We start from the raw sequence: 13,200 nt of genomic DNA, 5'->3' as shown, positions 1-13,200 counted from the left end.
CTTCTTGCTCTAGTCTAACCCAACGCGGCGGAAAATACCCACTGTTTGCTTTCAACAACTTGGGCTGCTTTCTTGAACTACACCCCGGTCGGAACGCCCGGTTCTGCTTGCACTTTGGGGGGCGGATGGTATTGAGCGCGCATCTGCCTGTAATCCAAAGGAACAACGCCCGTGGACCTGACTGCGCTGCGCAATGCAAACCCCGAACACTGGGACAAAGCTGCGGCCATCCGCACCCTGACCCTTGACGCCGTCGCCGCCGCCAATTCCGGCCATTCCGGTATGCCGATGGGCATGGCCGATGTCGCGACCGTGCTGTTCGAAAAGCACCTGAAATTTGACGCCTCGGCCCCGAACTGGCCGGACCGCGACCGGTTCATTCTGTCGGCGGGTCATGGCTCGATGCTGATCTATTCGCTGCTCTATCTTACGGGTCATGGCGACGTCACGCTGGACGAGATCAAGAACTTCCGCCAGTTGGGCGCCAAAACCGCAGGCCACCCCGAGAATTTCCTGGTTGAGGGGATCGAGACCACGACCGGTCCGCTGGGTCAGGGTATCTCGAACGCTGTCGGCTTTGCCATGGCCGAGGAAATTCAGCGCGCGCACTATGGCAAGAAGGTCGTCGATCACTATACTTATGTGATCGCGGGCGACGGCTGCCTGATGGAAGGCGTCAGCCAGGAGGCAATCACGCTGGCCGGTCGTCACGAGCTGAGCAAGCTGATCGTCTTCTGGGACAACAACAACATCACCATTGACGGCACTGTTGATATGGCCGACCGCACCGATCAGGTGCGCCGTTTCGCGGCCTCGGGCTGGCATGTGATCGAAATCGATGGCCACGATCCCAAGGCGATCGACGCGGCCATTGTTCAGGCGAAAAACTCGAACAAGCCGACCATGATCGCCTGTGAAAGCCACATCGCTCTGGGTCACGCCGCGCAGGACACCTCGAAAGGCCACGGCGCACTAACGGATCAGGAGCAGCTGAAGGCTGCGAAAGACGGCTATGGCTGGCCGCACGACGCGTTCGAAGTCCCGGCCAACGTGAAATCCGCATGGGAAGCCATCGGTGCCCGCGGTGCCGCCGAGCGCGCCGCATGGGAAGAACGTTTCGCGCAGCTGTCCGAGCGCAAGCAAGCCGAGTTCAACCGCGCCTACGCGTTCGAAGCGCCGAAGAAATTGGCCGGTGCCATTCGCGCGTTCAAGAAGCAGATGTCGGAAGATCAGCCGAAACTGGCCACCCGCGCCTCGTCTGAAAAGGTTCTGAACGTCGTGAACCCGATCATGACCGAGACCGTTGGCGGCTCGGCCGACCTGACTGGTTCGAACAACACTAAATCAGCTGATATGGGCGTGTTCCTGCCAGAAAACCGCAAGGGCCGTTACATCCACTACGGTATCCGTGAACACGGCATGGCCGCCGCGATGAACGGCATGGCTCTGCATGGTGGCATCCGCCCCTATGGCGGCACGTTCATGGCCTTCACCGACTATGCGCGTCCGTCCATGCGTCTGGCCGCACTGATGAAAGTGCCGTCGGTCTTCGTGATGACCCACGACTCGATCGGTCTGGGCGAAGACGGCCCGACCCACCAGCCGGTCGAGCATCTGGCCATCTCGCGCGCAACGCCGAACACTTATGTGTTCCGCCCCGCCGACACGGTTGAGACCGCCGAGGCCTGGGAACTGGCTCTGACCTTCAAGGACAGCCCCTCGGTCCTGTCGCTGACCCGTCAGGGCGTGCCGACAGTGCGGAAAGATCACAAGACTAAGAACCTTGTTGCACAAGGCGCTTATGTACTGGCCGAAGCCGAGGGCAAGCGTCAGGCCATCCTGATTGCGACCGGTTCGGAAGTTTCGCTGGCGATGGAAGCCAAGGCCATGCTCGAGGCTGAAGGCATTGGTACCCGCGTCGTCTCGATGCCCTGCATGGAATTGTTCGCCGAGCAGGACGAAGCCTATCGCAAGCGCGTTCTGCCTGCGGGTGCCGTTCGTGTCGGTATCGAGGCCGCCGTCCGTGCCGGCGGCTGGGACCGCTGGCTGCTGGGCGAGCGCGGCCGCGAAGCCAAGGCCGGTTTCATCGGTATGTCGAGCTTTGGCGCGTCTGCTCCGGCAGGTGAGCTTTACAAGCATTTCGGCATCACCGCCGAGGCAACGGTTGCCAAGGTCAAGGAACTGCTGGGCCTGTAAGCCAATCACAACGAATAGAACAAAGGGCGGCTTTGGCCGCCCTTTTCATTTGGTTTTAGCTTCAACCTTCAGCTTTAACGCATCATACGCTTTCAGAGCGTAATCCAATCGCAACTCATACCGTCCTTGCACCAACACTTTCTTGGGTGGTTGCAAGCCGATACAAGACAACGCTTGGCGAAGATGTGTACCTGAAAGGGGAACGTAAGTTGCCGATTGCCCGGTCAGAGTGTTGTAAATTCTTCCGCCCGACCAATGACTACGCTTCTGCGCCTTGAGTGCGGTATCAATACGAAAATGTAAGAATCCGTAGAGTTCTTCTTCATCGAACGGCACTTCGTCGGCGGCAATGCTCAGCGCAGAGAGAAGCGAAGATGCTCCGCTCTGAGACGACCCGCGTGATCCGATTTCTCGGATGATAGGCCCATCTACTAAGGTTTCTAAGCGGAAATGCCGCATCTTAGTGGTCAGCTTTCCTGTTGAACAACGGCCCGATGACCTTGGTTGCAACCGGGATCAAAACAAACCCCCAGGCCAGACCAAACACACCGTCCATCGCGGCTTTGGAAATCCATTCCACAGCGCCCACCCACTGTTCGGAAACCGAATGCCCAATCGCATAGGCCCAGTCGTGGATGTGATGGCCCAGCCAGCCAAAGCCCAGAACTTCCATCCCGTGAATGACAATCGATCCGCCGACCCACAGCATCGCGGCAGTCCCGACTACCGACAGGGTCTTCAACACGCCCGGCATCGCCTTGACCAGACCGCGCCCCAATCCGCGACCCACAGGCGTCGGCGCGTTCTGCGCCAGGTACAGGCCCACGTCGTCCATCTTCACAATCAGCGCGACCGATCCATAAACGGCCACAGTCACACCAATCCCTACAACCGCCAGCGTCGCGGCCTGCATCCACAGATTCGGAGCTTCAATGGCCGCCAGCGCAATGGTCATGATCTCGGCCGACAGGATGAAATCGGTCTTGATAGCCCCCCTGACCTTCTGCTCCTCCAGGTGACCGGGATCGCGCACGTTCATGTCTTCTTCGATGGCATGGCTGCCATGCGGAAAAAGGACGTGGAATATCTTCTCGGCCCCCTCAAAACATAAATACGACCCGCCCAACATCAGCAGAGGTGTGATCAGCCAGGGCGCAAAATTGGCCAGCAACAAAGCCACCGGCAGCAGCAGCACGATCTTGTTGAACACCGAGCCCCGCGCAATTCGCCAGATGATCGGCAACTCGCGCGCCGGCGCAAAACCCTGAACGTATTTCGGAGTAACCGCCGCATCGTCGATGATCACACCCGCCGTCTTGGCCCCGGCCTTGCCCGCCGCTGCCACCACGTCATCCACCGAAGACGCCGCGACCTTGGCGATCCCCGCCACATCATCCAAAAGGGCCAATAGACCGCTCATCGCGCATCCTTTCCTGTATCCTGCCGCAACCGGACCCTACCCGATCCCACAGCTAGCGCAAGCGTTAGCGCAATCGCGCGAGGTTTGCGCTAACACCTTAAAAATATGCCGCTTTTACTCTTTTGAGATTCAGTAATCGCCGTTATATGGCCTGCAAAGCAAGCGCATTTTGGAGACGTCACATGACCATCAAGGTCGGTATCAATGGTTTTGGCCGCATCGGCCGCTGCACCCTGTCGCACATCGCCGCGTCGGGCCGTAACGACATCGAAGTGATCAAGGTCAACGCGACCGGCCCGCTGGAGACAACCGCGCATTTGCTGAAATACGACAGCGTACATGGCCGTTTCCCCCGCGACATCGCGATCAATGGCAACACCATGGATCTGGGCCGCGGCCCGATGGAGATGTTCTCGACCTACGACATGAACGAGCTGGACTGGGAAGGCTGCGACGTCGTACTGGAATGCACCGGTAAATTCAACGACGGTCTGAAAGCCAAGACTCACCTTGAGCGGGGCGCCAGCAAGGTTCTGCTGTCCGCTCCGGGCAAGAATGTCGACAAGACCATCGTGTTCGGGGTGAACCACAACACTCTGACCGCAAACGACAACATGGTTTCGAACGGCTCCTGCACAACCAACTGCCTTGCTCCGCTTGCCAAGGTACTGGACGAAGGTGTCGGCATCGAAAACGGAATCATGACCACGATCCACGCTTATACCGGTGATCAGCCGACGCTGGACCGCCGTCACAGCGACCTGTACCGCGCCCGCGCTGCGGCGATGTCGATGATCCCGACTTCGACCGGTGCCGCCAAGGCTTTGGGTGAGGTTCTGCCGAACCTGAAAGGCCGCCTGGATGGTTCCGCCATCCGCGTTCCCACTCCGAACGTCTCGGCTGTTGACCTGACCTTCCGCGCCTCGCGCGAAGTGACCGTCGAAGAGGTTAACGAGATCGTGCGCGAAGCCGCACAAGGCCCGATGCAGCGCGTTCTGGGCTATGAGCCCGCTCCGCTGGTCTCGACCGACTTCAACCACACCGAGGAAAGCTCGATCTTCGCACCGGATCAAACCCGTGTTGTTGATGGCCGTCTGGTTCGCGTTCTGGCTTGGTACGACAACGAATGGGGCTTCTCGGTCCGCATGGCAGACGTGGCCGTTGCCATGGGTCACCTTAACTAAGACCGGTTCGAAATCTTGAACCTTTTTGCCCGCTCAGGTTATCTGGGCGGGCATTTTCGTTTGGGGCCGCAATGACCAATCAAATCGCTATCTGGCTCGGCCTCATGATCCTTGGTGCGATCATTGTCGACTATGCAGTCTATGGTCCCGAGCATTTGATCTTCCTGGGAAAAAAACTCTACGCCTTTCTGGATTGGGTCGCCATCTGGCGCTGACTGAGGTTTTGCTTGACATTTCCGCTTATCTGGAGATGTTAGCGCTAACCATATTTAGCCGATACTCGGACGGAGCAGAAAATGACACTCAAGCTGGCAATCAACGGATTCGGGCGGATCGGACGCGGCGTTTTACGCGCGGTGATGGAGACCGGGCGCACCGACGTGGAAATCGTTGCCATCAATGACTTGGCCAAGCCGGAAATGAACGCGCATCTGTTCGAATTCGACAGCGTGCATGGCCGCTATCCCAACAAGGTTTCACTGACCGAAGAAGGCCTGGATGTTGGCGCCGGCCCGATCCGTCTGACCAGTGAACGCGACCCAGAGGCTCTGAACTGGTCGGATGTTGACGTGGTTCTGGAATGCACCGGCGTGTTCCGTACGCGCGAGGCCGCTGAACGGCACCTGAGAAACGGCTCGAAGAAGGTGTTGATCTCGGCGCCTGCGCGCGGCGATGGTGCAGTCAAAACGGTTGTGTTTGGCGTCAATGACAACGAACTGACCGCCGAAGACACCGTAGTTTCAAACGCCTCCTGCACCACCAACTGCCTGTCCCCGGTTGCGGCCGCACTGGACGCGGGATTGGGTATCGTACACGGCAACATGACCACCGTTCACGCCTATACCGCCAGCCAGCCGGTTCACGATACTGCGGGCAAGGACCCTTACCTGTCGCGCGCTGCGGCCCTGTCAATGATTCCGACCACAACCGGGGCCGCTGCGGCTGTGGGGTTGGTTCTGCCACAACTGGCGGGAAAACTGACCGGTCAGGCGATCCGCGTCCCCACGCCGAACGTGTCGGTGGTGGATTTGGTGGTCGAGGTCTCGCGCCCCACCACCGAAGAAGAGGTCAACGCGCTGTTCGTTGACGCTGCTGCCAAAATCCCCGGCGTTCTGGCTGCCGAAAGCCGTCCGCTGGTATCGATGGACTTCAACCACGACGCCCACAGTTCGACCGTGTCGCTGGCGGAAACCAAAGTCACTGACGGCACGCTGGTGCGCGTGCTGGCTTGGTACGACAACGAATGGGGTTTCTCGAACCGGATGCTGGACACAGCCGCCGCGATGGGCGCCCTAGCCTAACTTTTCGCGCAGAGCGTCATTGACCCGGGGCGTGACGAATTTCGACACGTCCCCGTTCAGCCGCGCGATCTCTTTCACCAGTTTCGATGCGATGGCCTGATGCCGGGCCTCGGCCATCAGGAACACGGTCTCGATTGAGTTGTCCAGCGCACGGTTCATGCCAACCATTTGGAATTCATACTCGAAATCCGCGACAGCCCGCAGTCCTCGCACGATGATCTGCGCCCCCACATCGCGGGCGCAATCGATCAACAGGTTTTCGAACGGATGGGCAACAATCTCGGTCCCGGTCTGATCGGACAGATGCGCGCATTCCGCTTCGATCATGGCAACGCGCTCTTCCAGATTAAACATCGGTCCCTTGTCGCGGTTGATGGCAACGCCGATGACCAATCTATCCACCAACGCTGCGGCGCGGCGAATAATGTCGATATGACCCAACGTGATAGGATCAAAGGTTCCGGGATATAATCCGACCCGCATCGCGCCCTCCTGCGCAACAATATTTCTGCGCAAGCAAACATAAACTTGATGCAGGTGCAAGCGATCAGTTCGGAAGTCTGGGCCGTCAGTGGCCCATAATCATGCCTTGCAGCGCATCTTTTTCCATCGCCAGTTCCGACAACTGCGCCTTGACCACATCGCCAAGCGTCACAATTCCAATCAGCTTGCCATCCTCAACCACGGGCATGTGACGAAAGCGGCCTTCGGTCATCCGGGCCATGATGTCCTGAACGGTTGCTTGCCGCGTTGTGGTAATCAACTCTTGTGTCATGTACGCGCTGACCGGCTGGTTCAGGCATCCGCTGCCGCTTGCCGCAAGTTCGCGTACGATATCCCGTTCGGACAGGATGCCGGACGCCGTCTGCCCGCCGTCTTCGGACACGACAACAGTACCGATGCGTTTATCCGCCAGTATCTTCGAAGCTTCTGAGACCGTCGCCGAAGGCTCGATCGTCACCACGCCTTCTGTTGCCTTGGATTTCAGAATGGCCTGTACGAGCATGAAGAACACCTCCGAAATAATAATCTTATTCCAAAGCGTTGCGCGATTGGGTCGACCTGTCAAGCGTCGGCATCGGCTTCAAGCCGCGCAACTTCGTCACGGATGCCCTGTGTCAGGGCGTCGGCAAAGCGGTTCAACCGTTCGTTGCGCTGGTCACCCTGGTGCCGAACAAGATAGAAACTGCGGGTCAAACTTACTTGATCCGTCAGGATTTTCCGCAGGTTCCGGTGGAACGGCAACGTAAAGTCATGGGCCACACACACACCGGTACCAAGTGTCACCTGACGCAGTTGAACCGAGACGGAGTTCGATGCAAGCGCGACACGGTCAACACCGATATCGTTAAGGTAATCAAGCTCTCGGTCGAAAATCATGTCCGGAATATAACCAATCAACCGATGCCCCTTCAGATCGTTAACCGACTGTATGGAATCGTGGCCATCCAGATAATCCTGCGTCGCCACCATATGCAGCTTGTAGTCGCTGATACGTTTGACCAGCAGCTTTCCCGCGGTTGGCGCGCTTACCGTTATGGCCATATCCGCCTCGCGCCGGGACAGGTTGATGATCCGCGGCAAGGCCAGAATCTGGATATCCAGGTCGGGGTTGGCATCGCTGATTTTCGCGCAGACCTGCGGAAGCAAGTAATTCGCGCTGCCATCAGGCGCCCCGATCCGGATCTGACCGCTTAGAGACTTGGTCGAGCCCACCACCGCCCCCGCCGCTGCACGCATCGCCTCTTCGGCCTGCAGGCCGTGATCCAACAGGCGCTCCCCCGCCGCGGTCAGCAGGTAACCCTGCTGGGACTTCGTGAACAGGGTCGCATCCAATGTTGCCTCAAGCCGGGCAATCCGCCGTCCGACCGTGGCGGGGTCAATCTTGAGTATTCGCCCGGCCGAAGACAGGCTTTCCTCACGCGCGACAGCCAGAAAAACCCGCATGTCATCCCAGTTCGGATTCATGTGTCACCTTTTGCATTTTTGCAAAGCTCTTTTGAGACATTGCCTCTGTTCGCGCGATTTCTGCAAGCCTATTGTGCGCACAAATCTATCGGAGGAGTTTTCGATGCAAGACCTGACCCACTTCCTCAACGGCGAAATGAGCCCCGGAACATCCGGCCGCTTTGACGACGTGTTCAACCCGGCCACCGGCGAAGTTCAGTATCGCTGCCCGATGGCCAGCGCCGCAGAAACCACCGCCGCCATCGAGGCCGCCGCTGCCGCGCAACCTGCATGGGGCGCAACCAACCCGCAGAAGCGCGCGCGTGTAATGATGGCCATGGTCGGCCTGATGAACCGCGACATGGATAAGCTGGCCGAGGCATTGAGCCGCGAGCACGGCAAAACCATCCCAGACGCCAAGGGTGACCTGCAGCGTGGTCTGGAAGTGATCGAATACTGCATCGGTGCACCGCAGATGCTGAAAGGTGAATTCACCGACAGCGCTGGCCCCGGTATCGACATGTACTCGATGCGCCAGCCGCTGGGAGTGGTCGGTTCGATCATGCCGTTCAACTTCCCCGCGATGATGCCACTGTGGCACGTCGGTCCGGCTCTGGCCTGCGGTAACGCCGTGGTTCTGAAACCGTCCGAGCGTGACCCCTCGGTGCCGCTGATGTTGGCCGAACTGTTCGTCGAGGCCGGTCTGCCCAAGGGCGTGTTCCAGGTTGTGAACGGCGACAAAGAGGCCGTGGACACCATCCTCGACAGCGAGATCATTCAGGGCGTCAGCTTTGTGGGTTCGACCCCGATCGCGCAGTACATCTACAGCCGCGCAACCGCCAACGGTAAACGCGCGCAGTGCTTCGGCGGTGCCAAGAACCACATGATCGTCATGCCCGACGCCGATCTGGATCAGGCGGCTGACGCGCTGGTCGGTGCAGGTTTCGGCGCGGCTGGCGAGCGCTGCATGGCGATCTCGGTCGCTGTACCTGTCGGCGAAGAAACTGCGGATCGCCTGATCGAGAAGCTGATCCCGCGCGTTGAAAAGCTGAAAGTCGGCCCCTACACCGCAGGTGACGACGTGGACATGGGCCCTGTTGTGACTGCCGCCGCGAAAGAGCGTATCCTCGGCCTGATCAACTCGGGCGTTGAGCAAGGCGCCAAGCTGGTTGTCGACAACCGCGACTTCAGCCTGCAGGGCTATGAGGATGGCTTCTTTGTCGGCCCGCACCTGTTCGACAACGTCACGCCCGACATGGACATCTACAAGCAGGAAATCTTTGGCCCTGTTCTGTCGACCGTCCGCGCAGGTTCGTATGAAGAAGCGATTGGTCTGGCGATGGATCACGAATACGGCAACGGTACCGCGATCTTCACCCGTGACGGTGACACTGCGCGCGACTTTGCCAGCCGGATCAATATCGGCATGGTCGGCATCAACGTTCCGATCCCGGTTCCGCTAGCCTACCACACCTTTGGCGGTTGGAAGAAGTCCATGTTCGGCGACCTCAACCAGCATGGTCCCGACAGCTTCAAGTTCTACACCCGCACCAAGACCGTCACCGCGCGCTGGCCCTCGGGCATCAAGGAAGGTGGCGAGTTCAACTTCAAGGCAATGGACTAAACCACTGCTGAACTCCGAAACTCCCAAACCCGGCCTTTCCCAGGCCGGGTTTTTTTCGGCAAAGCGCCGCCAAAACATTCGTTCTCACGATAAATTCAGCTTGCACACCCTAGAAAAACGGGACGATGGTCAATATTTTACGGCAGATTATTGCTCGAGCAGTTCCTGAACCGGAGGCCATTTTGTCAAATCCCCGTATGACTCGCCGCTCTGCATTGTTGGGCGCAGCGTCTCTTCTGGCGACGCCCGCCATCGTGCGTGCGCAAAGCAGCGATGCGTTCCCGACCAGTGAGGAAGCGATCAGCACGCAACTGCCGGTCCGCCGCAATGTGTCTTCGTTCTCGCAACAGAATTGGCAGGATCATTTCGACGAACTGGGCGTTGGCTGCCTGCTGGCCGACATCACCAGCCGCGCGGTCCATTATTGGAGCCCGGACGGGACATACAAATTGTACCCTAGTTCTGTTCCGATGAGTGAGGAACTGACCAAACGCGGCTATACCAAGATCGTCCGCAAAACCGAATTCCCGAGCTGGACTCCAACCGCCTCGATGCGCGAACGCGATCCCTCTCTGCCTGTTCGGATGGAGGGCGGTGACCCCGGCAACCCACTGGGCACACGCGCGATGTATCTGGATTGGCCTGCCTATCTGGTGCACGGCACCCACGACACGCGCAAGATCGGTCGACAAAGCTCATCCGGCTGCATCGGCCTCTACAACCAGCATGTCGAGGAATTGTATCCTCTGGTCCAGATTGGAACTCAGGTCCGACTGGTCTGACACACAAAGCCCCGGCCATCAGGACCGGGGCTTTTTCTTGTCAGGGGCTTAGCGTACCTTCGTTATTCCGGCAGGATCACCGTATCAACAACGTGAATAACGCCGTTGCTCGCTTCGATATCGGCTTGGATGACCTCAGCATCGTTGACCTTAACACCGTTCTTAGCATTCACGCTCAGACGATCCCCCTGTACAGTCAGAACCTTGGCACGCTTTCCTGCGATGTCACCCGACATCACCTTGGCCGGCACCACGTGATAGGTCAGGATTTCAACCAGCTGTTCCTTGTTCTCCGGTAGCAACAGCGTTTCCACCGTTCCTTCTGGCAACGCGGCAAAGGCTTCATCGGTCGGCGCGAACACTGTGAACGGTCCGTCCCCTTTCAACGTATCGACCAGTCCTGCGGCCTGGACCGCGGCGACCAGAGTGTTGAACGATCCGGCCGATACGGCGGTGTCCACGATGTCAGCGGCCTGCGCTTTTACAGGCAGGGCAAGTGCAAGTGCGGCGGCGGCGCCCATGAATGTGCGGCGAAACATGGCTGTTGTCTCCTCTCCAGCTTGTTATGGAAAGGACTACGGCGGCTCAGCCAGCCCGGATCACTTTTCTTTAATCTGCACCCATATGCTCTGCGCGCGTCCATCCTTCAGAAACGGCAAGGCTTCGACCGCATCCGGGCGGTCCTGTTGCAGGTAATACCCGGGCCAAAGCATTGAAAAGGCACCAGATTGCAGCAAGGTGTGCAGCATGTACTGCTCACCCCAACCCGGGCAGTCGTAGAAGAACCGCTTGGGGTATTCGTAGGGCAGAAAAACATCGTGGACATGGATCACCACGCCCGGTTTCAGCGCCGGAATGATGCGGCAGAACAGATGCGCCACGTCGTTGCTCATCCGAACCACATGGCTGGAGTCGATGAACAGAACATCGCCCGCCTCAAGCTGGTCGAACAGCGCCGGGTCAACCTCCTCAAGCCGTTTTTGTTCGAAGTGGTCCACAACATGCGCGATATCTGCACGGGGATACGGGTCAATCGCTGTGATCTGCGTGTCCAGCCCACCGTCGATGATCGCCTGACGGGTCACGCGGGTCGAGTTGCCACAGCCGACCTCAATCACTCGCTTAGGCTGGAACCGCCGGATCATCAGATACAGCGCATCGGCATCGGGGCTGTCATAGTAGCCATTGCCGATCCGATAACCGGTCTGATTGCGTGCCGGGTCTTTCAGGGCCTCCAACGCCTCGGCATGTTCGCCATACTCGGCGACCAATTGGCCGATATCGAAACCATCCATCCCCGGTGACAAGGCATAGGCCGGGCGGGTTAGCCCGCCTGCCCGCTCGAACGCCTCAAGCCGGGCGCGCTCGTCGTTTTCAGCGGCCTTGTCGATCAGCTTTACCCCCAACTCATCCAGGGCCTCGTTGATCTTGGGGAATTTTCTGGGTTTCACGGGCGGCTCCACTTTCCTGTTGCCTGTTCCTTACCGCTGCTTGCGGGGCCTCTGCAAGAAGGGGTGCGTCAAACGCTTGGCAAAACAGGAATTTCCGTATTCACTGGTTGGAATAGTTATACGAGGTCCGCCATGCAGCAAGAATACACGCTGGGCATCGAAGAAGAATATCTGTTGGTCGATCGCGACAGCCTTGAGCTTGCCGAAGCGCCCGCCGCCCTGATGGAGGCCTGCCAGACGGACTTCGAAGGACAGGTCAGCCCCGAATTCCTGCAATGCCAGATTGAGGTCGGCACCCGGCCCCACACAACCGTCAAGTCCGCCCGCGAGGATCTGAAACGCCTGCGCTCTTGCGTGGCCGAGCGCGCTGCCGAATACAATCTCGCACCGATTGCGGTATCCTGCCATCCGTTTGCCGACTGGAAGAAACAGCACCACACCCGCAAGGATCGCTATGACGCGCTGCAACACGCGCTGGGCGGGGTCGCGCGACGTATGCTGATCTGCGGGATGCACGTGCATGTCGGGGTCGAGGACCCTGCCCTGCGCGCCGATCTGATGCCGCAGTTGTCGTATTTCCTGCCGCACCTGCTGGCGCTCTCGACCTCCTCGCCCTATTGGAACGGAGAGGATACCGGGCTGTCCTCTTACCGCCTGACCGTCTTTGACAACCTGCCGCGCACAGGGCTGCCTCCGGTTCTGGCAAGCTGGGCCGACTACGAACGCACGACCGGCATTCTGGTTGAACTCGGCGTGATCGAGGACACGACAAAGATCTGGTGGGACCTGCGCCCGTCACACCGGTTCCCGACGCTGGAAACCCGGATCATGGACGTGCAACCGCGGCTGGAACATACGCTGTCGCTGGCAGCTCTGGTCCAGGCCCTGACGCGCATGTTGTGCCGCCTGAAAGACCGGAACCTGCGTTGGCGGCATTACGACCAGTTCTTGATCGGTGAAAACCGCTGGCGTGCGCAAAGGTATGGCGTCGGCGAAGGGCTGATCGACTTCGGCGATCGCTCGATCAAACCGATGCCGGAACTGATGGGCGAACTGATGGGCCTGCTGGCCGAAGACGCCGAGGCGCTGGGCACCATGACGGAACTTGCCCGTCTGCAGCAGATCGCGCAAACCGGCACCTCGGCCACTCGACAGCGCCGCGCCTATGCCGAGGCCGCGGCAAAGGGCGAAGATCCCGGCAAGGCCGTGGTCCGGCATCTGATCGAAGAATTCCACCTCGACCTTTGATATCCCGAAATGCCCCATGCCGGTCATTGCAGAGCGTGCAAAATTTC

The 13,200-nt window shown here is 59.1% G+C and carries 14 protein-coding genes; 7 read left to right on the top strand and 7 right to left on the bottom strand.

Annotated features, from left to right (window positions below; translation table 11 throughout):
* The first annotated feature begins 171 nt into the window (after positions 1-171).
* A complete protein-coding gene (gene tkt / locus GOX63_RS01970; protein WP_170324805.1) occupies positions 172-2,196 on the top strand; it encodes a transketolase in 2,025 nt (674 codons plus the stop codon).
* 45 nt (positions 2,197-2,241) lie between these two features.
* Here the strand turns inward: tkt and GOX63_RS01965 are convergent, their stop codons facing one another.
* A complete protein-coding gene (locus GOX63_RS01965; RefSeq protein WP_170324804.1) occupies positions 2,242-2,655 on the bottom strand; it encodes a hypothetical protein in 414 nt (137 codons plus the stop codon).
* Position 2,656: 1 nt separating this feature from the next.
* Entirely contained in the window at positions 2,657-3,616 is a 960-nt protein-coding gene (locus GOX63_RS01960; protein ID WP_170324803.1) for a DUF808 domain-containing protein, read from the bottom strand.
* Positions 3,617-3,798: 182 nt separating this feature from the next.
* On the opposite strand from GOX63_RS01960, the gene gap (GOX63_RS01955) reads away from it, so the two are divergent.
* The 3 genes from gap (GOX63_RS01955) (at position 3,799) to gap (GOX63_RS01945) (ending at position 6,101) form a co-directional block, all read left to right on the top strand.
* Positions 3,799-4,800, top strand: a complete 1,002-nt coding sequence (gap, locus tag GOX63_RS01955; RefSeq protein ID WP_170324802.1) for a type I glyceraldehyde-3-phosphate dehydrogenase — start codon at positions 3,799-3,801, stop codon at positions 4,798-4,800.
* Positions 4,801-4,871: 71 nt separating this feature from the next.
* The gene (locus GOX63_RS01950; protein ID WP_170324801.1) at positions 4,872-5,015 is read left to right on the top strand and encodes a hypothetical protein; all 144 of its coding nucleotides are present in this window, start codon (positions 4,872-4,874) and stop codon (positions 5,013-5,015) included.
* A gap of 81 nt (positions 5,016-5,096) precedes the next feature.
* The gene (gene gap / locus GOX63_RS01945) at positions 5,097-6,101 is read left to right on the top strand and encodes a type I glyceraldehyde-3-phosphate dehydrogenase (protein WP_170324800.1); all 1,005 of its coding nucleotides are present in this window, start codon (positions 5,097-5,099) and stop codon (positions 6,099-6,101) included.
* Here the strand turns inward: gap (GOX63_RS01945) and coaD are convergent.
* The 3 genes from coaD to GOX63_RS01930 all read right to left on the bottom strand — a co-directional run bounded on the left by coaD (position 6,093) and on the right by GOX63_RS01930 (position 8,069).
* On the bottom strand, positions 6,093-6,584 hold the full coding sequence (coaD, locus tag GOX63_RS01940; RefSeq protein WP_170324799.1) for a pantetheine-phosphate adenylyltransferase: 492 nt from the start codon (positions 6,582-6,584) through the stop codon (positions 6,093-6,095). The genes gap (GOX63_RS01945) and coaD overlap by 9 nt on opposite strands.
* 85 nt (positions 6,585-6,669) lie before the next feature.
* Positions 6,670-7,107, bottom strand: coding sequence for a CBS domain-containing protein (locus GOX63_RS01935; protein WP_170324798.1), 438 nt, complete (start codon positions 7,105-7,107; stop codon positions 6,670-6,672).
* Positions 7,108-7,166: 59 nt separating this feature from the next.
* The gene (locus GOX63_RS01930) at positions 7,167-8,069 is read right to left on the bottom strand and encodes a LysR family transcriptional regulator (RefSeq protein ID WP_170324797.1); all 903 of its coding nucleotides are present in this window, start codon (positions 8,067-8,069) and stop codon (positions 7,167-7,169) included.
* Positions 8,070-8,172: 103 nt separating this feature from the next.
* On the opposite strand from GOX63_RS01930, the gene GOX63_RS01925 reads away from it, so the two are divergent.
* On the top strand, positions 8,173-9,672 hold the full coding sequence (locus tag GOX63_RS01925) for a CoA-acylating methylmalonate-semialdehyde dehydrogenase (protein ID WP_170324796.1): 1,500 nt from the start codon (positions 8,173-8,175) through the stop codon (positions 9,670-9,672).
* Positions 9,673-9,869: 197 nt separating this feature from the next.
* Positions 9,870-10,454, top strand: coding sequence for a L,D-transpeptidase (locus tag GOX63_RS01920; protein ID WP_170325516.1), 585 nt, complete (start codon positions 9,870-9,872; stop codon positions 10,452-10,454).
* Between the two features lie 62 nt (positions 10,455-10,516).
* Here the strand turns inward: GOX63_RS01920 and GOX63_RS01915 are convergent, their stop codons facing one another.
* Both GOX63_RS01915 and GOX63_RS01910 read right to left on the bottom strand, forming a co-directional pair.
* Positions 10,517-10,993 (bottom strand): fasciclin domain-containing protein, encoded by a 477-nt coding sequence (locus GOX63_RS01915; protein ID WP_170324795.1) that lies wholly within the window; start codon positions 10,991-10,993, stop codon positions 10,517-10,519.
* Between the two features lie 60 nt (positions 10,994-11,053).
* On the bottom strand, positions 11,054-11,905 hold the full coding sequence (locus GOX63_RS01910; RefSeq protein WP_170324794.1) for a class I SAM-dependent methyltransferase: 852 nt from the start codon (positions 11,903-11,905) through the stop codon (positions 11,054-11,056).
* Positions 11,906-12,037: 132 nt separating this feature from the next.
* Here GOX63_RS01910 and GOX63_RS01905 point away from each other — a divergent pair, with 132 nt between their 5' ends.
* The gene (locus tag GOX63_RS01905; RefSeq protein ID WP_170324793.1) at positions 12,038-13,153 is read left to right on the top strand and encodes a carboxylate-amine ligase; all 1,116 of its coding nucleotides are present in this window, start codon (positions 12,038-12,040) and stop codon (positions 13,151-13,153) included.
* The last annotated feature ends 47 nt before the right edge of the window (positions 13,154-13,200 follow it).

It is taken from the genome of Ruegeria arenilitoris (genome assembly GCF_013031355.1).
Lineage (GTDB): Bacteria > Pseudomonadota > Alphaproteobacteria > Rhodobacterales > Rhodobacteraceae > Ruegeria > Ruegeria arenilitoris_C.
Note: the sequence above shows the minus strand (reverse complement) of the source record. Positions and strands in the feature narration are given on the sequence as shown.

Excerpts from the sequence above, each read along its gene's own strand:
- GOX63_RS01965 (WP_170324804.1), bottom strand. The coding sequence starts at position 2,655 with ATGCGGCATTTCCGCTTAGAAACCTTAGTAGATGGGCCTATCATCCGA.
- GOX63_RS01960 (WP_170324803.1), bottom strand. The coding sequence starts at position 3,616 with ATGAGCGGTCTATTGGCCCTTTTGGATGATGTGGCGGGGATCGCCAAG.
- gap (WP_170324802.1), top strand. The coding sequence starts at position 3,799 with ATGACCATCAAGGTCGGTATCAATGGTTTTGGCCGCATCGGCCGCTGC.
- GOX63_RS01950 (WP_170324801.1), top strand. The coding sequence starts at position 4,872 with ATGACCAATCAAATCGCTATCTGGCTCGGCCTCATGATCCTTGGTGCG.
- gap (WP_170324800.1), top strand. The coding sequence starts at position 5,097 with ATGACACTCAAGCTGGCAATCAACGGATTCGGGCGGATCGGACGCGGC.
- coaD (WP_170324799.1), bottom strand. The coding sequence starts at position 6,584 with ATGCGGGTCGGATTATATCCCGGAACCTTTGATCCTATCACGTTGGGT.
- GOX63_RS01935 (WP_170324798.1), bottom strand. The coding sequence starts at position 7,107 with ATGCTCGTACAGGCCATTCTGAAATCCAAGGCAACAGAAGGCGTGGTG.
- GOX63_RS01930 (WP_170324797.1), bottom strand. The coding sequence starts at position 8,069 with ATGAATCCGAACTGGGATGACATGCGGGTTTTTCTGGCTGTCGCGCGT.
- GOX63_RS01925 (WP_170324796.1), top strand. The coding sequence starts at position 8,173 with ATGCAAGACCTGACCCACTTCCTCAACGGCGAAATGAGCCCCGGAACA.
- GOX63_RS01920 (WP_170325516.1), top strand. The coding sequence starts at position 9,870 with ATGACTCGCCGCTCTGCATTGTTGGGCGCAGCGTCTCTTCTGGCGACG.
- GOX63_RS01915 (WP_170324795.1), bottom strand. The coding sequence starts at position 10,993 with ATGTTTCGCCGCACATTCATGGGCGCCGCCGCCGCACTTGCACTTGCC.
- GOX63_RS01905 (WP_170324793.1), top strand. The coding sequence starts at position 12,038 with ATGCAGCAAGAATACACGCTGGGCATCGAAGAAGAATATCTGTTGGTC.